Source organism: Litchfieldia alkalitelluris (assembly GCF_002153425.1).
GTDB classification, from domain to species: domain Bacteria; phylum Bacillota; class Bacilli; order Bacillales; family Salisediminibacteriaceae; genus Evansella; species Evansella alkalicola.
In genome coordinates this window covers 1,244,316-1,263,123 of the sequence record NZ_KZ119600.1, presented here as the reverse complement: position 1 = coordinate 1,263,123, position 18,808 = coordinate 1,244,316, and the positions used below count along the sequence as shown (strand labels likewise).

The window sequence follows — 18,808 nt, the reverse complement described above, 5'->3', positions numbered from 1 at the left end:
TTTCACCCTCTAGTTAGAAGGGCTCTAGGACAATTATACCTTTTCTCCAAAGGATAAAAAAGGAATGACCATGACTTTATGGAAAGTCTGTAGTATATAAAATCTCCTAATTAATTGCTAAGTACATCATTTTTTTAGTGGACCTAGTACCCCAGTGCATTAAAATGTTACTACTCTAGGGGTCCAAATTCATCTAACTCTTAATCTTTATATGATGTAAACCAAGCAGGTTTCTTCCTTGTTGCGCGACCACCATTTTTGGAGTAGGTAAATTCAATACCTTGCCTTTTTAGCTGTTGTATTATCGGTGTTAATTCTTGTGCTTCAATTACCCATAGTGCACCACCTTTTGGTCGCTTATCAATAACTTCGAAACCTTCATTTTCTAAATATGACTTTAGAGTCGGTGACTGGCTAACCTTCATATCGTCCGTCTTAACAGACTCATCTTCTGATATGGTAATAATTGGTGTACTAGTTTCTTCCTCAAATAAAGTTAGTTGCTCTTCTTCGTCTCCGGAGAATAGGTACATTTGTTCAACCTTATTTGGCTCATCCTGGGTTTCCTGAAATATTTTATCTTTCTTCTTGTCTTTATTATGTGTACTCTTTTTCTTTAAAGTTATGGTTTTTGTTTTAATAGAGCTCGCCAATTTATCACTGTTTTGTTGTTTCTTTGATGAACTCCTTTCATCAGAATTGCCTTCTACCCTAGGCTCTTGTTCGTAACCTTCTGGCCTTATGTCATATAAGTCTAATGTTTTCCACAGTGAATCAAGTGCTGTTTCAGGACTTCGATAATACTCGCTACCTCTAACACGCCAGAATTTCCAACCACATCTTTCTAAAATTCTTTGCCTATTCATGTCGTACTCATATCGTTCTGGTCCGTGCCACTGATCCCCATCACATTCAACAGCAATTCTTCCAGTTGTACCCTCAACAATCAAATCGATTCGGAAGCCGGCAACTTCATGTTGAGGAACTACTTTAAATCCTCTTGTTGATATTTGATCAAATACTGCCCTTTCGAAGTCTGATTCACATTTTTCACGATTAGATTCCATTGTTTTTTTACAAGGATCTTGGCAATAAGCTATTAATTGGTAACGTAAGCATGATTTATTTCTAAAGTCATTAACTGTAGGAGTATGAAATAACCAAAGCTGATCTTTTGCACGACTAGCTGCAACGTTAAATCGGCGTCTATCTTTTTCTGATGTTAATGCTCGCATCCCAGTTTCACCTGGTGCAGCAACTAGACTTAAAAAGATGATGTCTCGTTCGTCCCCTTGGAATGCATATGCATCACCGCAAATAAGGTTTCTTCGTTCCATTTCTTCTGTTCCAATCTCATTCACTAACAATCGCTGGACCTCTTGTGCTTGTCCAGTACTCTGAAGACTAATTACTCCCATCGTTTTACCATTATAACGTGGGTCATTTATACATCTTTTTATTTGTTCTACGACAGCCTCAGCTTCTAGACGGTTTAAAACTTTTTGTCCTGATCCTTCACGATAGCCATTGGCTATTTGTTTAGTCTTTATTGGTTCCAGCCTATTGGGCGGATATTGCCGTAAAGGTGTTAATGGGGTATTTGTATAGCTTATTTTATTTGAAAATTCAATGATTTCCGGCATACATCGAAAATGCTCTCGTAATGTAATTCTTCCTCCAAAAAGAACGTTTGCAAGATCAAAGAATGAAGTATCCCCATCCAGCATATCTGCTATTTCGAAGTCAGATAGAAATTCTTTTCTCAAATAATTAACATCATCCCTATTTAAACCAACATACTCAGGACTGATTTGCTTATCGTCACCAACGACAATTAATTTTTTAGATAGATACTTTAGAATAACAGCTTCTGGACCTGATTGACTCGCTTCATCAATAATGGCCACATCAAATAAATTCGGTTCCATTTCAAATGTGTCACAAACTCGATACAATGGCAACACCCACGCTGGTATGGCATCTCGACAGAAACTCATATGATATTGAGCGTCTTTCAGATGTTTAGGTGCGTGCTTTCCTGTCTTTTTCCCAGCTTTCCTAATTGAGGTTGACCAAGCCATTAAATGCTGCCGTTGTGTCTCTGTCATTTTCATTAAAGTAGAACTCCATGCTTTATTAGCACCTAGTTCTGTGAGTGTTGTTTTAATATCTTTCGCAACTTTTTCTAGGTCTTTTGTTAATTGCTCCACATCTAAATTGATAAAGTTATTTAACCAAGTATTCGCCTTCGCCCAATTCAATGCTTTATTGAAATACTCTATCCTGTTTTTCCATTCAACATAATTTGTGGAATGGCTAAGTTCATCGTAAAGGGCTGGTAGACTTTCTTTTAATAGCATTTTTAATTCACTGCAACGATTAGATTTAGTGGCATAATGTTCTAATTGTAATAATTGATTAAAGAAAGTAACATACTCTTCTATGTTCCTATTTGTAATCGACATCCTAATTCGTTCAACAACATCATGAGTATCTGTCTCTACTCGATTCAAATTATCCAGCATATTATTTATCGATTCTTCGATAGTTTTTATTTCATCTTTAACAGCTAGTAATTCAAGTTTGTTTCTTAAGGATAAAAGGGAATCTTTCGATAGATTATTTGATAACTCTAATGGAATTTCTTTAAGCAAATCTCCCAACTTCATTATTTCATTAAAAATCTCTAATTCATTTTTTATAGCTGCTATCATTAATCCTCGACCTGTTTTCTTAGGAAGCTCTATGTTCAGTTGGTCATTCATTAAATGATTCATTAAATTAATCGCACAATCGACTGTTAACACTTCTTCCAACCTTATAAGGCTTTCGAGGTTATCGCATTTCCTTCCATCTATCTTTACATCTTTTACGATATACCAAGAATCCTTTACGACTTTAGGACGAATTAATGGAAAGCCTAACCCCTTACCACTCTCTAGGTGTTTACGTAGTAAAGATGTATCTGACTTAACGTCATTTAGTGAGCCATCAGATAGACCAGTTACTTCTACAAGACTATGTTTTTTTGATAATTCACTAACTTCATTAAGTAGTGCCTCAACTTGCTGATAAAATTCTTTCCACTCTTGAGCTTTTTTATTTGAAAAATCATCTAATGCACGCTGAATCCATGTTTCACTCTTACTTTCCAGTAGTTTTATAGTAGAAAGAACTTCCTCAGTAGTTGAAAATAACTCATTTCTTGCTGTATTAGAGTAACGATAAAACGGCTCTAGCTCTTCTTCAGAAATGTGCTGATGTTTAGTTAGTTGTTCCCGTAGCGAATATTCCCTATATGTGAGTCCAGTAAATTCCTCGGGAGTCAATAAACTCTTAGAATCTGGAAAGGTACGTTTTAACTGTTCCTCTATGTTCAAATCAATTTCATCGAAAAGACTAACTAATTCCATCATTTCATCATTAGTTAATGGAAATTTATAATCTAAAGGAACATTATCCGAAATCCACCCGTACTGATCACTATCTTTTCGTAATTGTTGGGCTATGTTTTGAGCAGTACCTACATAAGCTCCATCTATTAGATAATGCGTATACGTTTCACTTTCCCTTATTGATCGAAGTTGATGTTTTAAAGCCGCTTCATGCTCTTTTAAATCATGGAACTTATTAATCAGGTGGTCGATTTCTTTTTTTGTCACATCCGGATCCCAATCATCACGTTCATTAGAAATCATATGTATCACATGTTCTAAATCCTTAAAGGATTGTGAATCAGCCCCTAATAAACTCACACAAAGACCTTGCAGCTCTTCAGGAAGTTTAGCCTTTAAAACTTTTAAAGCACGGTCCGTTTCTGAAGTAATAAGCACTCTTTTTCCTGTTGCTAGTAAGTGAGAGGTTAAGTTAGCAATGGTATGACTTTTCCCCGTCCCAGGTGGACCTTGAACGATCACTCCATTTCGACTACTTAACCTGGAAATAATTTTTTCTTGTTCTTCATTCGCTTCTTTCGGAAAGTAGATAATATTGTCCTCTGCTTCCACACCAGTGTCCATTCCAGCTACACCATTTGGTTGTAAGTCATCCATAGTTTTAAAAATGCGGGTTATTCCTTGTGGTATGGAACTTGGATCACTCTCTATATTATCTATTATTTTCGTACAAGCTTGTTGAAAGCCTTTTTCCACCCTTTTTCTTAAGATTAATGCTGGACTGTATAAGACAATAGGTTCAGCTGCAAAATTATGTTTATTTTCTGTTTCTTCTTCGTAATAAACTCCTTCTGCTGATAATGATTGCACGTAGGATCTTAATATGGAATCTTGTGTGGTCTTGTCCCAGAAGTTTTCTTGTAATAAATGGATCAATTCAATAACTGGCTGAAGTGAAGTACTATCGAGCCGATCTTCTAACTCCAACATATCTTGTTCTAAATCTGGATTAATCCCTTGAGCAGAAGGAACAACCCGTATTACACCTGTGTCGGCATCAAAATCAAATGTTGCCGGAACACTTAATAGGTGGCGATGGACAATCTGCCCATTCGGTGTCTTCCAGTTCAATAAACCGACACCTACAATCAGCTCAAATTGTTCTCCTAAATTTTTTTGCTTTTGATAAATGGAGAATAAATTTGTATAGATCGATTGAACTTTCTTAAAGCGCAATACCTCTTCTTTCCAAGGCATCCACTCATTTTCCATGTATTTTTGAAATTCATTAATAATTTCAGGATAGTCGTTTACATTTATGTATCTTGATTCTGGTGATTCATCCTCATCATCTTCAACATAGTTAGGATTAGGAATTTGCTCAACCAGCTTAGGCTCTTTATTTTCATTATTTAATTCATCTTCTGACTCTAACCAAGTAACTATTTTCTCAGATGGCGAAGGGACAGGAGGCTTAATTGGCTTTTCGATTTCTACCCATACATCATGAAAATCTCCATCTTGTAATGGGGTGTTACATTCCTTTTCTTCAGGAACTTCAGAAAACCACAAAACATCGTCGTAGTTTTCCACATTACGAACTAAAGGAGTCTTCAACATCGAAAATTCCTTCAAATATGTAAATAAGCGTAAAGCCCTATCTTGATCTATATTAGAAGAGTTCATACTAACATCCCCTCCAAAAGTCTTATGTTATAAGAAATACTCCCTTACTTTATTTTACAGTAAAGGGAGTGGACAAGGAATATATTTTTAATTTTGAATAATAGATTTTTCTATTATTCATTATTTACCGACATAATCATATTTATAATATTGTGGTGTTTCACATTCATTTGTAGAGTTATATCTTGAACACTATTTCTCCACCTAAGAACAAATCAAATAGAATTTGGGTGCATGTAAAAACTTTTTCTTCTGGGTCTAATTCATCATACTCTTCTATTACCCATCCAAATGTTATTTCAAGTTGTTCTTCAAAGGCATCTCTAAAATACTCAGGTTCAATTTCATTTATTTTATTTAATATGACCTCTTCAAAGTATTCTATTTTTTTGTTCAGGTCCCACGATTCTCTATCTGGACCGGCAGGACCTTTTGCTAAGTATGAAACTGAAACGTCAGCAGGAAATGCAACTTGGGTAAAGGTTCCACCAAGAATGAAACCATCTGGTATTTTAATTTTTTCCCCTTCATTTTGTAAAACATATTCCTGAAGTTGTAAAAGTTCTTTAATTTCAGGAATTATTGGCTCTTTAGATAAAGATTGTAGAATCCATTCATCTTCATATTCTTCATCATAATCCTCCCAATCTTCTCCACTAGAAAAATCGGGTACATAAGTATTTGTTGCAACACTTTTTATCTCTTCCATTAATTTATTTGCGGTAGGCTCTATCATCTCTTCTTCTGAAGGGAAAGGGAAATAATCCTCCGGTTCGTATTCATCGTAAATAAATTGATCTGTAGATGTATATAAAAGATACAGATCTCTTTTTGGAATACTACATAACATTGAATCTATATGTGATTCTACTACATCAACTGTAATCTCATAGGGATAACTATCCCCATATTGTACTTGGTAACAGAATTCTTCCCAATAATTTCTAGTGTTATAGTCATCTCCTTCTAGTGAACCATAAAAAGCAAAACCTTCTATATTATTTTGCAACTCTTCTAAATAATACTTCAGTATATCACTAGAAAGACTTGATATATGTTCTGACACTTTTTCGTTAATTAATTTCATAACCTCATTAGCAAGATAATGTAGCGTGCTTGGAGAGTATGTAAGTTCATCAGAAATGTTAGAATTGTAGTTTTCACATTTTAAATAAAGGAAGTCTAATTCACTTCTCTCCATGTTCATAAACTTGTCTTCAATAATTCTGTAAGTTCTTTCTACAGTAACTTTATACCTTTCTGGTTCATATAGAACTGTGAATACTAGTTCATCGAAATAACTCGAAAATTTTATCCCATATTGATTATCGATTGAGTAATCAGAGGTTGACGTATTCATAATATCCAAACAAATTTCCTCGTATTTCGCGTTTAAATAGTTTTCAATAATACGATGTGACATGATTGTTCACTCCCTTGGGATACAATAACTTGCAAGTTTTGTAACGTATGTTTGAATTAATATTGTTGGATTTTATTTCTTATAGGGGGATGTGAATATAAGAGTTATTTTTTTATCTTTAGAGCAATCATCATATTATCCATACGAAGAAAGAATTTATGAAAATCCATATTGCCTTCTTTTTTCAATCGACGTACTTCATTCTGCATCCATACCCATTCTTCACTTAGTTTAGGTGATAGCATTGCCTCTTTCTCACGTATTTTGACTAAACTAGCTTTATTTTCTTCAATAAATGAATCGTAAGTGTACTTATTTCTTTCTTTTATCTCTATTAATGTTTCTTGTGGTATTTTGTCTACTCGTGAAAGATGTCTTTGGTTTTTATTTGATGCTTTATTTTCTCTCCACTTTCGTTGCCATTCCGTTCTCTCTTTTTTTCTCTTCTCGAATGATAACTGCCATTCTATATCTTCCAATTGAGTTTCTAAAGCATCTATTTGACCGTCCATTAAAGGAATACCCAACTCAACTTGTTGTAGGATATTCTCTTGAATTTCGATACCTTTATCTATGTATCTACTAAGATTAGTAAGTTGATTACCATTAATTTTTAGTAGAATTTCATCGCGCTTCGTATTAATTTGAAAAATTCCTTTTTCTACGTCTTTCACAACATCAGCTGACAAACCTGTATAATGTTCAATGCAAGTCGAACCTAGTTTATAGGATATAGTTTTTGAAGCATGAGAAACTATATATTGAAACCTTATTTGTCTTCCACATTCACATCTATATGGCGTGTTGCCTTTCCCACCATCCAGAACTTCAACTAGTTCCCAATCATCAATTGCCTCTCTCTTTTCTTCATCTGTAGTTTGGGCGTTAATTATAATACCTTTTCTTTTGGCAAGTGCTTCAAACCATTTATCTCTTCTTCGTTGATTAGTATAATTATTTATCCATTGCTGCTGTTCTAAGGTGAGTGTCTTCCAAATACCATCAATTTGATTTTGGTTCAATGGTAATTGCATAATATTCTCTCCCTGCTAATTAACAAAATTTCAATTATGTTCTACTGAAAAAGTCCTTTCCCACCAGTAAATGCGTGATGATAGTCCTTACTTGTAGACACTACTTTTTTTATATGTTTTACAATTTTTTCAAGATCTTCTAAAATAAATATCCTAGTGGTTTGCTCTTCAGTAATTAGACCTTGCTCAATTGCTACAGAAATAATGTTTTTTTCATTAAATTCTATTTTTGCTATTTTCAAGAACACGGATAAGCATTCTTCTAATGAGATAGGTTTTGCTAACTCATCTTTTCTAAAATCTCTCGATATTAACCCGTATTTCTGCCTCAACAAATAATTTTTTTTCGAAAAGGGGAGCCCTCCCCTAGTCTTATTAAATTCAATCTCTTCTTCCAGTTCTTCTACTGTTTGAAATCTACTTTCATAAATGTTTTCTATAGCCATTAAAAGTGTACCTTCAACAACCTCTTGCTTATAAAAGTTATACTGTTTTGGTTTACCCATAGATAAGTTAATTAGATCGTTCCATTTGTTTGGGGATAGTGTTATTGCAAAAAAACCTCCTTCCTCGTGTATATTCTGCGATTCTATTACCCATTCTACTTTTACATCAATATTCTTCATTTCTAGCGGTATATATTTGATTAGTTCATTAGGAACATGAATAAGTATTTCATCAGACTCCTGTTGAACCAGAAAGTTATAAGGATTAAGTTTTGTTTTAATTAAATTTACATTAGGAATAATTGGAGAAAGTCCAAATGTACCTTCGAAATTGTAGGTAACTCTGTTATTATTTTTATTGTAATCATCAAAACAAAATACTTCCCCATATAAATTAATACAAACATTATCAAGTTGGTATTTATATCTACCTTCATTAATCAGAAAGCTCCTACTATTTTGTTGTTATAGCCCCCTATACACAATAACTTCATTACTTAAAGGGTTATAAGTGACTAATGATCCTTTTCCAAATGATGTTTCAGATACTAGGGTTTGACCAATATTCAAAACACTACATTCTAGAAATCCATTTTCAGTAACTACATTTTCACCTAATATCCAAATGTCCTGAATACCTAAACTTTTATATTTACTTCTCCTCTCAATTAGGACTTCAGAAGGTATATTTGAACGTTGATATTCTACTACCCATTGTGTTCCGTTAATAAATTTTATGTATATATCTGCTATTTGATTGGTTTCTGGAAGGTAATGCTCTACATCAATAATTTCTGTTTTATGCTGAAGGTTGGCCAAAAAGTAATTAAATAAATTAATTTTTCCATCCCTGTGTTCTGGTGATTCACTATCATGGTATATACATTCACTAATAGATTTATGATAGAAGTGAGGAGCCCTAATTGCCTTCTCTGCCCACCTTAATCGAACTTTTTCTTTACAAATCGGACAATTGAAGTGATCATTATTTGCTTTTAAATATTCTCTCTTATCCTTGTATTCATCGTTTAGTAGGTTAACTATATTATCATCAAATATTGCTTTATACATTGGTTATCACCCCTCAAATATATCTGATTATAGGTTAATCATAAACCAAATTTTGACAACACTCAACATTAGAAAAAATACACTTAAGACGGTGCCCCGTTATGCTAGAGCTATAGCAAATTTGGGGCATGTATTCATTACATATCTCACCCGCTCTATTACCGGATTTAACCCTGCTTTTTTAAAATAAAAAAAGAAAAACGAACTCCGCTATTCGGAATCCGTTTGTAAATCATTAAGCTACTCCAAACACGCAAACACGTAACAATAGAATGAGGTGATGAATTAGATAACAGGTATGAGGGAACATGAGAGCTATCTATTTTTCTATGTTGTTTGTAGGTATTCATCAACTGTTATTAATCCATGTTTGAACCTTACGTTCTATTAACGTTGTATCCAAACTTCCATCTAGTCCATCCTCAGTAATTATCAAGTTTCCATGCGTTTCTGATATTCCTACACTTTCGTATTTTGCTTTTTTCTTCTCCCAACCCTTTTCATATGATTTATTCCCTAACATTCCAAGATGCTCTAAATAAGCCGTTTTCCCTTTGGAGCGTAGCGTGAAATCAGGAATATAGGTTTTACCATTTACATTTAAACGTTCTTCATAGGTATACTCCATTTTCAACTTATCGAGTACATTTGCTACAATTACTTCGGACTTTGATCGTACCATTTCTCCACGAATCGTTTTATGGATCAAATTCTCTTCAAAGTATCGTTTTTGATTATTAGACTCTATCTCAATGATATTTGGAACTTCAAATAAGTCCGTATATCGTTGTTTCGTATCCGAATACCAGTCATTCGAATACTGAACCAATTCATGAATCGATAAATCACTTAATATAATTAGTTTTTCTTTTTGACGAGAAAATGCAGTATACAAGAGTTCTTTCGTAATAAATGAACTTTTTCCATTTATGACAAGTATGGTTCTTCCAAAGCTAGAGCCTTGTGATTTGTGAACCGTAAGGGCATAAGCAAGTTCTAATTTAGAGTCATTGTGTTCTCCACCAAAATCAGCTTTCTTATAGGAGAATACTTTACCTTCGAAAGAACCAAAACGGAATTTATAGTAAGTAGTATTCCTATCATTTTTGCCATATTGCCCTGGGTAATTTACCATAATTCCAATTTCACCATTTGCAATATATGCTTTCCCCGGTGCACCATCCCAATAATCCTTCTCACCATTTACATTAGAGATGACTTTATCTCCAAATACAATATTTTGAACAGATTGAGGACTGTGCTTTGACCATATATAGTTATTCCATTTCTCCACAATGTCTTGACGATACTTTTGGTGAATTTGGTTATTCAAATAATAGCTTCCTGCTCCAATATATTTAGTGGGAGACACAAAAAGGTGCCTGACCCCTAGTACGGTAAAATTTCACTGTACAGGTGGTAGGCACGTTAATTCTAGGCTAAGTGGAACGGTTCTCATTTACTTTGAGAGAACCCTACGTTAATAAAACGTCACCATTGATTAAAAATAATCCACCACCTCATCGCCAACTACATCAAACTCACAACAGCAACTCCCGTTACAGCTACCAAACAAATAATATTGAGCCAATTATTTAACTTCCCGCGTTTTTTCACACTATCTAACTCTTCCTTCAACGCGTCAAAATCCACTTCTCTTTGTTGCAGCTCCTTAATCGTCATCTTCACATTAATTAAGTGTTCTATAACGATATCATTATCTTTGTAACCTTCATTTAGATCATTAATCGTATTGATAATGACATCATAATCCGTCTTCATACGACCAGAAGCACCCATTAACAACAGGATCATGTCCAACGATTTTTTCTGTACCATGGCGACTTGCTCCAAGTGTTCCGCGATAGTATTGATGTTTTGCGATTTAGCCCAGAAGTTCTTCCAGCCATTTTGTGTTCTGATACCTGCTGCTTCTATGGTAATTTGATTCAAGCTCTTCGTACTATCAATAATCGTTTGACGGATGACCTCTGGAAAGTTCTTCGTTACCTCTTCCTCTGACCCAAAAGTTTTTATTGAAACTTCTTCTTTTTGTAAGATCTCATTCATCTATATTTCCTCCAATTGTGTAAGTAATTCTTTGCGTTTACTTAGTGTGTCTTTTGATTTATCTACAAACTTGTCCACGATTCCTTCACTTCTCTTCCATTCTTCTTCGCTAAAAATAGAGAGAAAGCTTGGGTCGGACATTTGGATTTTTAATTCTGACCGTGCTTGCTCCACCCAAACACCCTGAATTTCTTCTAATCTAACCGTTTTCTCTTTGACCTTTCCAATTAAAGAGTGATACTCTTTCCCATTTTTCAAGAGATACTTCATTAAATGTCTAGAAAACTGCAGTAAAGATGCATAATTCAGTTGAAAGATCCCCGTAAAATTCGGGCTGTTTGTACTAATCAGTGTATCTACCATAAAGGATGACCCATGTGCCATCATCATCATCATATGGAATTCATTAGACTGAATAAGTGACTTATATGTGGCTCCTAAATCTTTAAAACTAGCAACGGATAAATTATCAAACGATATACTAGACTGTGGTATTGCCTTGAATAAAAAGAAGTAACCGTGAAGAATAGCTTGAATAAGTGCAAAACCTACAAAATTTCCCGTCGCAGCCTTTAAATTTAGTCCTTCTCTATACATCGTTAACATCGCTTTTGCAGCCTGCGGTGAATGATCAGCAATATAGGTACTACCTGGTATAGGTAAACTACGTTTGGTGAAAAAGTCGATGAGCAAATGATTCAATAGTTCTTCTTTTGGATCTGAAGGGATATTAAAGCCACCTAGTGCATTAAAATGACTTTCTTTTAACCCTATAGACCTGAGTTTTCCGAGAAAATCAGTTGCTTTCCCTCCCCATAAGTTAAAATCATCGGTTTTACCACTCATTAAATCTAACGCTTCCTTAAAACGAAATAAATCATGGCCAGGACCAATTTGCCGATGAAGATCACCTATTTTTCCATCCATATTGAGGTCATCCGTTTTATTAATCTTGTAATCTACAGCCGTTCTCGTTTCAGAGTGCTTATGTTTGAACTTTCCAGTCGTCGGCACATAGTTCTTAAATAATGCATTCGCAAGACCTAATAAGACACCTGAGGATGCAGAAACTACAATATCCGTTGTCGTTAATTTCACATTGAAGACATTCGACGCCCGTTGCCGTAAATTCTTCAACTCTTCAATCTGATCATCCATCTCTTGCAGCGTATTAGTCCGTTGTAAATAACTATTAATGTTTCCCTCTCCAAAAACCTCTGTCCATTTATCACTCATTCGTTTGCCTCCCTCCCCCTACCAAAATACTAGCTCAGAATTCCTTACTGCTATAATTTGACAAAAAACCAAAAAATCCTCTATTGTCTCCAATTTTCCATTGAGGATATCCTCGCGAAGTTAAAAAAGTGCCTGATCCCTTGTACGGTAAAATTTTAACGCACTGAGGGTCAAGCACTATCATTGGATTATGGTAAATTAGGACGGTTCTTATTGACCTTAGTGATTGCTCAGTCATTATCGTTGAGAGTAACATTTGATTAAGTTCAGCACACAATCAGTATGATAACGTGCCAACTCTTTAGCAAATTTTTGATTAGGAAATCCTCTGTTCAATAGTTTTAAGCCCCCTGAAGTTAAAGAGATATGGTGATAGAATTGATAAAAACACATTCTGTCCGGATCTAAATCATAGTCTTTATCTTCAAAGTACCTATAAAAGTTACCAAATCGTAGTTTTAAAAAAGCATGTTCATACTCGACATCGAAGAATTTAGCTCCCTCTATGTCAATTATAAAGGGCTCCTTTTCAGCATTAACTAATATATGATCAGGACCTAATTCCCAGTGGATAAAACGGTATTCATTTCTAAGTTTAATTTTTGATTCTAGTTCATTTAAAATAGATAGTATTTTATCATGGTTGTATTGAATCGAAGTATCATACTGAGAGGTATAAGACAAATCTTTAATAGCTTTTTTCAATTGCAATAAATGGCACTTTCCATTGTTGATTGCCTTGCTTTCAAGACACCCGAATTCATTACGTTTTTCTGAATGCATACATGTGATCAAATCTCCTACTCGCTGCATTAACTTTCTTTCAGCAGTTACTTCATAATTTTTCAGAAAGCTCTCCAGCTTATGACCTTCAATATATTGAATCAATCCATAATCAAATGAATAAATGTTTCTATCAGTTTTTAAATCATAAAGAAAAGGAGTGTTAATACCTTTCTCCGATAAGTATTTATTATTTAAATAAAATAAGTCACTCCCGAATGAACGTTCATCTGATTCTTCCCCAAGCTTTTCTTTCTGAAAAAAATTATCAACTAAATCCCATATATACAAAACACAGGAAAAACCATTAATACAATCAATCTTGTAAACTGTTTTTTGTGCTCCACCATGCAACTCTATTATGTTGCCTATTGTATAACTTTCACCAAAAACATTACGCATATAATTCTGCAGATAATTAGGATCCATCTTATAAGGTTTTTTCAATTGTTTTCGACCTCCAACCATTTAATACCCTTAGAATAATAAATAATTTCATGAAAATATAGACTTATAATTAACAGTTTAGTATGATGTTGAATAAGGTCTTTGTAAAAATTCACATTAATATAAGGGTGTAAAAATCCTTCGAATAGTTAAAAAATTGTAAAAGGTCAACCAGATATGATAATTCTGGTTGACCTTTATTTTGACAATCCTGATTCACCTCAGAAACATGTTTCGGTTGAAGAAAAGGTTCCTAGCCCCCAGCTAGGTACTGGTGGTCAGGAACCAACTCTAGCGCCGTGTTCTAGATAATCACGCCGTAACCTATGAATTTGTTGTAACTACAAATTCCCCGCTTTAGCCAATTCAAAAAAAGCTAAAACGGGAAATGTAAACTAAACTAGTCCATTCAATTTTTACTTAATTTGCTTATTTTCGATTAATTGTACAAGGATAGGTGAAATAAGTATTGGTAATGATATTATTAAAATTCTAATAAACCCATTTAAGTTAGGCTCAAAATACCATAGTAATATTAATACCACTGTTAAAGAAATTCCATATATTGTTACTAAAAATAGAATTCTCTTTAATAAACTCATGTTCCCTCCTACTGATAGTCCCAAGTAGTAATTAATGGTCGTACATATATAACTATTGGTCTAATATTTGACTCACTAATAAAATGACCAATTAGTACTCCTCTAATATAAAAACCAACAGCTGTCAATACACCACCTGATACTAAACCTGAGATTGCTGCAAGACCAACTCCTGTTCCATGTAGAATTATATTTTGAACAACTGTTCTACTAAGATATATTTCCGGTCCCCACCATCTCCAAACCACTTTTGTTACACCTTCGTTAGTTGAGAGTGTTCCAAATTCTAGACCACTACTCGTTTGTAAATTAACATTATAACCAGCTTTAATCATTTGCAATTGTGCTTGACGATCAGTAATTTCCGCAGTAAAAGTATTATCCTCTGTTTCCATTGAATTATTAGTTAATTTAATACTTTCATTTGTCTCTGAAATAACTTTCACAATTAATTCATATTCATCAGATGTAATATTAGATCGGAGTGTATCAATATCAGTTAATACAAATGCATTATCAATAATGGTGATATGTTCATCTACTACTTTTACCAATTCCTCTGATAGACTAGCAATCTTAACATTATCATTTAAGGTTGGTTTTCCATTTGCAGAAACACTCGAACCAAATAAACTAAATATCATACAAAAAATGATTAAAAAGATAATATAATTCTTAATTAATTTCATATAAAAACCACCTTTGTTTTAAGTTATATTACAATTGGTTTATTATTCCATAGCCTCCTTTTTCTGTTTATTTACGTTTACACTTATAGTCTATCAAAGTAATGATTGAAAGTGTGGTTTATTTAATAATTTAATAGATTATTTATAACCATATATTATCTAGCAATTTATTAGTGATCTTTTGTAAAAATACAATAGCTTTATGTGAGAACAACAGTAAACTAGAGTAAACATCAAAATGGTTTGAAAAATTGTTTAGAGAAAAATATATTATGAAGACAGTGGAGTAAGGAATCTATTTATGGTATTTACATTTGAGAAGGCACTTGAATCATTAGTGAAGGAGATAGAACCCCTCAATCATATTGAACTTCAAATGGTCTAAGAGAGTCATCTAAAGAGGGTGGTTATGCGGAGAACAGTTAAAAACATAATTGATATTTTAACTCAATAAAAAATAAAATAAGAATTGAATAATTCAGATTAGTTTAGATAGTATATTAAACATTGTAATATTGTGAACAAAGGTTATTCATGAGAGAGATGTTTGGGATTTGTTTCCTGTCCATCTAAAAGTATAATAATCATTTCTGCATTAATGGTATCCATTGTTATTACCTCATAAATTATATACATAACTTTCCAATATTAATTATACACGATTTTTAGCATTTCCCTATATTCTACCATGACCTATTAAAACTCTAGTTATATAAATCATTCCAAATCTTTTTAGCTATTTCAAGACAATCTTCAAAGGGAAAATCCTGACCAAACGAATCATCAAAATCGCCTCCGCCACTTCAATTTCATCTTGGCAACGTGGTACCTTCTTCGTTATTCGTTCGATCTCCATTTCATACTCATCATCAGGAGCTCCCATTTCTAATAACTGTTCTGGATCCCAAATATTCACGTGCTTTGTCACAATACGGTTTGTAATTATATCCATCTTCTTCCTCTCCTTTAACTATTAATTTATGTGCTGAATCACTCCAAATGAATCTCATTTAATATGGCCCTATTATCTTAAACACAAAAAACTCACAAACGTTGATGTATCAACACTTGTGAGTTAAGTAAACTATGTATGGTACCGGTGGTCGGGGTCGAACCGACACTCCCGTGAAGGAACGGGATTTTGAGTCCCGCGCGTCTGCCAATTCCGCCACACCGGCAAAACAACTAAAAGGCAGTAACTTGCTAATATTAAAATGGTGCCGAGGGCCGGACTTGAACCGGCACGGTAGTCACCTACCGCAGGATTTTAAGTCCTGTGTGTCTGCCAATTCCACCACCCCGGCAGGACTTATTGCTTGTACATTCAATTATAAAAATATGGAGGCGGCACCCGGATTCGAACCGGGGGTAAAGGTTTTGCAGACCCGTGCCTTACCACTTGGCTATGCCGCCGAATATTTGGAGCGGAAGACGAGATTCGAACTCGCGACCCCCACCTTGGCAAGGTGGTGTTCTACCACTGAACTACTTCCGCATATAAATGGCTGGGCTAGCAGGATTCGAACCTGCGCATGACGGAATCAAAATCCGTTGCCTTACCGCTTGGCTATAGCCCAATATCAATGGGGCGGCTGATGGGAATCGAACCCACGAATGCCGGAACCACAATCCGGTGCGTTAACCACTTCGCCACAACCGCCATAATAGAAAATTTCTTATTTGGCAGGGGTAGTAGGAATCGAACCCACATCAAAGGTTTTGGAGACCTTCGTTTTACCATTAAACTATACCCCTAGAAATAAAAAAAATGGTGGAGGGGGAGAGATTCGAACTCCCGAACCCGTAGGGAGCGGATTTACAGTCCGCCGCGTTTAGCCACTTCGCTACCCCTCCATTTAAGGAAGACAATTTTTATATTACAAAAAAATAGTGCTTTAGTCAAGGTAAAATTTAATGGTGCTGGCCAGAGGACTTGAACCCCCAACCTACTGATTACAAGTCAGTTGCTCTACCAATTGAGCTAGGCCAGCAAGTAAAATGTAATAGTGGTGGCTCGGGACGGAATCGAACCGCCGACACATGGATTTTCAGTCCATTGCTCTACCGACTGAGCTACCGAGCCGTTTTTAAACAAAAAAATGGCGGTCCCGACGGGAATCGAACCCGCGATCTCCTGCGTGACAGGCAGGCATGTTAACCGCTACACCACGGGACCATTTGGTTGCGGGGGGCGGATTTGAACCACCGACCTTCGGGTTATGAGCCCGACGAGCTACCAGACTGCTCCACCCCGCGACGTTATAAAGTTTACGGATGATGTATTGCTTTGTAGTATTGACTGTCCCTTCCTCTACTAGTATCGCTCTGTAGAGTATCCGTCGGGACAACTCGCAGCATATTCATGAAGCAAACGCTCGTTGCTCCACCCCGCGACGTTATAAAACTTTATTGTTAACTTTTCACACTGAGTAGTCTATGTCACTAAACTACTTGATGTGATAAAAAAATGGTGGAGGATGACGGGCTCGAACCGCCGACCCCCTGCTTGTAAGGCAGGTGCTCTCCCAGCTGAGCTAATCCTCCGCAGCTTTGATGATGTATATTCAGTGATGTTCCCTGTTTCTTCCTCTACTAGTAATGCTTCGCAGTTTATCCGTCGAAACAACTCGTAGTTGATTCATGAAGTTTCGCTCGTAGCTGAGCTAATCCTCCGCAGCTAAATCTTATTAAGATAAGTGGTGACCCGTACGGGATTCGAACCCGTGTTACCGCCGTGAAAGGGCGGTGTCTTAACCACTTGACCAACGGGCCGAAATGTTATGGCGGAGAGCGAGGGATTTGAACCCTCGAGACGGTTTCAAACCGCCTACACGATTTCCAATCGTGCTCCTTCGGCCACTCGGACAGCTCTCCGTAAAATGGCTCCACAGGCAGGACTCGAACCTGCGACCGATCGGTTAACAGCCGATTGCTCTACCAACTGAGCTACTGTGGAATACTATAGCCCAGCAACGTCCTACTTTCACAGGGGTAAACCCCAACTATCATCGGCGCTGGAGAGCTTAACTACCGTGTTCGGCATGGGAACGGGTGTGACCTCTCCGCTATCGTCACTGGACTTGATTGAGATAAAACAAAATAGATTGTCCTCTCAAAACTAGATAACATATTGGATTGATAAGACTTAAAGAAGATTTTAAAAATTGGTTAAGCCCTCGATCGATTAGTATCTCTCAGCTACACATGTCGCCATGCTTCCACACGAGACCTATCAACCTCATCATCTCTGAGGGATCTTACTCACTTACGTGATGGGAAATCTCATCTTGAGGGGGGCTTCATGCTTAGATGCTTTCAGCACTTATCCCTTCCACACGTAGCTACCCAGCGATGCTCCTGGCGGAACAACTGGTACACCAGCGGTGTGTCCATCCCGGTCCTCTCGTACTAAGGACAGCTCCTCTCAAATTTCCTACGCCTGCGACGGATAGGGACCGAACTGTCTCACGACGTTCTGAACCCAGCTCGCGTGCCGCTTTAATGGGCGAACAGCCCAACCCTTGGGACCTACTTCAGCCCCAGGATGCGACGAGCCGACATCGAGGTGCCAAACCTCCCCGTCGATGTGGACTCTTGGGGGAGATTAGCCTGTTATCCCCAGGGTAGCTTTTATCCGTTGAGCGACGGCCCTTCCATACGGTGCCGCCGGATCACTAAGCCCGACTTTCGTCCCTGCTCGACCTGTATGTCTCGCAGTCAAGCTCCCTTATGCCTTTGCACTCTGCGAATGATTTCCAACCATTCTGAGGGAACCTTTGGGCGCCTCCGTTACTTTTTAGGAGGCGACCGCCCCAGTCAAACTGCCCACCTGACACTGTCCCTGAACCGGATCACGGTTCGAGGTTAGAATTTCAGTACAGCCAGGGTAGTATCCCACCAACGCCTCCACCGAAGCTGGCGCTCCG

At 36.3% G+C, this 18,808-nt stretch carries 11 protein-coding genes, 16 tRNA genes, 1 rRNA gene and 3 other annotated features; all 28 genes read right to left on the bottom strand.

Annotated features, from left to right (window positions below; translation table 11 throughout):
* Positions 1-200: 200 nt before the first annotated feature.
* Positions 201-5,081: an AAA domain-containing protein gene (locus tag BW724_RS05900; protein ID WP_088074347.1), complete on the bottom strand. Its 4,881-nt coding sequence runs from the start codon at positions 5,079-5,081 to the stop codon at positions 201-203.
* Between the two features lie 178 nt (positions 5,082-5,259).
* Complete coding sequence (locus BW724_RS05895; protein ID WP_088074346.1) at positions 5,260-6,504, bottom strand: hypothetical protein; 1,245 nt, start codon at positions 6,502-6,504, stop codon at positions 5,260-5,262.
* 104 nt (positions 6,505-6,608) lie between these two features.
* Positions 6,609-7,538, bottom strand: coding sequence for a hypothetical protein (locus tag BW724_RS05890; protein ID WP_088074345.1), 930 nt, complete (start codon positions 7,536-7,538; stop codon positions 6,609-6,611).
* Positions 7,539-7,579: 41 nt separating this feature from the next.
* The gene (locus BW724_RS05885) at positions 7,580-8,164 is read right to left on the bottom strand and encodes a hypothetical protein (protein ID WP_088074344.1); all 585 of its coding nucleotides are present in this window, start codon (positions 8,162-8,164) and stop codon (positions 7,580-7,582) included.
* Between the two features lie 285 nt (positions 8,165-8,449).
* Entirely contained in the window at positions 8,450-9,055 is a 606-nt protein-coding gene (locus BW724_RS05880) for a competence protein CoiA (protein ID WP_088074343.1), read from the bottom strand.
* A gap of 349 nt (positions 9,056-9,404) precedes the next feature.
* Positions 9,405-10,388, bottom strand: a complete 984-nt coding sequence (locus BW724_RS05875) for an ATP-binding domain-containing protein (RefSeq protein ID WP_088074342.1) — start codon at positions 10,386-10,388, stop codon at positions 9,405-9,407.
* A 197-nt stretch (positions 10,389-10,585) separates the two neighbouring features.
* Positions 10,586-11,125: a hypothetical protein gene (locus BW724_RS05870; RefSeq protein ID WP_088074341.1), complete on the bottom strand. Its 540-nt coding sequence runs from the start codon at positions 11,123-11,125 to the stop codon at positions 10,586-10,588.
* A complete protein-coding gene (locus BW724_RS05865) occupies positions 11,126-12,361 on the bottom strand; it encodes a hypothetical protein (protein WP_088074340.1) in 1,236 nt (411 codons plus the stop codon).
* 237 nt (positions 12,362-12,598) lie between these two features.
* Positions 12,599-13,591 (bottom strand): phosphotransferase, encoded by a 993-nt coding sequence (locus BW724_RS05860; RefSeq protein ID WP_328588698.1) that lies wholly within the window; start codon positions 13,589-13,591, stop codon positions 12,599-12,601.
* Between the two features lie 610 nt (positions 13,592-14,201).
* Positions 14,202-14,882, bottom strand: coding sequence for a hypothetical protein (locus BW724_RS05850; protein ID WP_088074338.1), 681 nt, complete (start codon positions 14,880-14,882; stop codon positions 14,202-14,204).
* Between the two features lie 736 nt (positions 14,883-15,618).
* Entirely contained in the window at positions 15,619-15,834 is a 216-nt protein-coding gene (locus tag BW724_RS05845) for a hypothetical protein (RefSeq protein WP_088074337.1), read from the bottom strand.
* Positions 15,835-15,973: 139 nt separating this feature from the next.
* Positions 15,974-16,060 (bottom strand) — tRNA-Leu (locus tag BW724_RS05840).
* 37 nt (positions 16,061-16,097) lie between these two features.
* Positions 16,098-16,186 (bottom strand) — tRNA-Leu (locus tag BW724_RS05835).
* A gap of 35 nt (positions 16,187-16,221) precedes the next feature.
* A tRNA-Cys gene (locus BW724_RS05830) sits at positions 16,222-16,295 on the bottom strand.
* 7 nt (positions 16,296-16,302) lie between these two features.
* A tRNA-Gly gene (locus BW724_RS05825) sits at positions 16,303-16,377 on the bottom strand.
* Between the two features lie 7 nt (positions 16,378-16,384).
* Positions 16,385-16,459 (bottom strand) — tRNA-Gln (locus tag BW724_RS05820).
* A 7-nt stretch (positions 16,460-16,466) separates the two neighbouring features.
* Positions 16,467-16,542, bottom strand: a tRNA-His gene (locus tag BW724_RS05815).
* 21 nt (positions 16,543-16,563) lie between these two features.
* Positions 16,564-16,637: transfer RNA gene (locus tag BW724_RS05810), tRNA-Trp, on the bottom strand.
* Positions 16,638-16,651: 14 nt separating this feature from the next.
* A tRNA-Tyr gene (locus BW724_RS05805) sits at positions 16,652-16,736 on the bottom strand.
* A 61-nt stretch (positions 16,737-16,797) separates the two neighbouring features.
* A tRNA-Thr gene (locus BW724_RS05800) sits at positions 16,798-16,873 on the bottom strand.
* 16 nt (positions 16,874-16,889) lie between these two features.
* Positions 16,890-16,965: transfer RNA gene (locus BW724_RS05795), tRNA-Phe, on the bottom strand.
* Between the two features lie 17 nt (positions 16,966-16,982).
* Positions 16,983-17,058, bottom strand: a tRNA-Asp gene (locus BW724_RS05790).
* A 3-nt stretch (positions 17,059-17,061) separates the two neighbouring features.
* A tRNA-Met gene (locus BW724_RS05785) sits at positions 17,062-17,138 on the bottom strand.
* Between the two features lie 212 nt (positions 17,139-17,350).
* Positions 17,351-17,426: transfer RNA gene (locus tag BW724_RS05780), tRNA-Val, on the bottom strand.
* Between the two features lie 153 nt (positions 17,427-17,579).
* Positions 17,580-17,654, bottom strand: a tRNA-Glu gene (locus BW724_RS05775).
* 9 nt (positions 17,655-17,663) lie between these two features.
* A tRNA-Ser gene (locus BW724_RS05770) sits at positions 17,664-17,756 on the bottom strand.
* A gap of 6 nt (positions 17,757-17,762) precedes the next feature.
* Positions 17,763-17,838 (bottom strand) — tRNA-Asn (locus tag BW724_RS05765).
* 8 nt (positions 17,839-17,846) lie between these two features.
* Positions 17,847-17,961 (bottom strand): 5S ribosomal RNA (rrf, locus tag BW724_RS05760).
* 97 nt (positions 17,962-18,058) lie between these two features.
* Positions 18,059-18,320, bottom strand: a sequence feature (23S ribosomal RNA rRNA prediction is too short).
* 19 nt (positions 18,321-18,339) lie between these two features.
* Positions 18,340-18,499, bottom strand: a sequence feature (23S ribosomal RNA rRNA prediction is too short).
* 19 nt (positions 18,500-18,518) lie between these two features.
* Positions 18,519-18,687 (bottom strand) — a sequence feature (23S ribosomal RNA rRNA prediction is too short).
* Between the last annotated feature and the right edge of the window lie 121 nt (positions 18,688-18,808).

Bases quoted from the DNA above. Each gene is read 5' to 3' on its own strand.
- BW724_RS05895 (WP_088074346.1), bottom strand. From the start codon at position 6,504: ATGTCACATCGTATTATTGAAAACTATTTAAACGCGAAATACGAGGAA.
- BW724_RS05865 (WP_088074340.1), bottom strand. From the start codon at position 12,361: ATGAGTGATAAATGGACAGAGGTTTTTGGAGAGGGAAACATTAATAGT.
- BW724_RS05885 (WP_088074344.1), bottom strand. From the start codon at position 8,164: ATGAAGAATATTGATGTAAAAGTAGAATGGGTAATAGAATCGCAGAAT.
- BW724_RS05845 (WP_088074337.1), bottom strand. From the start codon at position 15,834: ATGGATATAATTACAAACCGTATTGTGACAAAGCACGTGAATATTTGG.
- BW724_RS05890 (WP_088074345.1), bottom strand. From the start codon at position 7,538: ATGCAATTACCATTGAACCAAAATCAAATTGATGGTATTTGGAAGACA.
- BW724_RS05880 (WP_088074343.1), bottom strand. From the start codon at position 9,055: ATGTATAAAGCAATATTTGATGATAATATAGTTAACCTACTAAACGAT.
- BW724_RS05850 (WP_088074338.1), bottom strand. From the start codon at position 14,882: ATGAAATTAATTAAGAATTATATTATCTTTTTAATCATTTTTTGTATG.
- BW724_RS05870 (WP_088074341.1), bottom strand. From the start codon at position 11,125: ATGAATGAGATCTTACAAAAAGAAGAAGTTTCAATAAAAACTTTTGGG.
- BW724_RS05900 (WP_088074347.1), bottom strand. From the start codon at position 5,081: ATGAACTCTTCTAATATAGATCAAGATAGGGCTTTACGCTTATTTACA.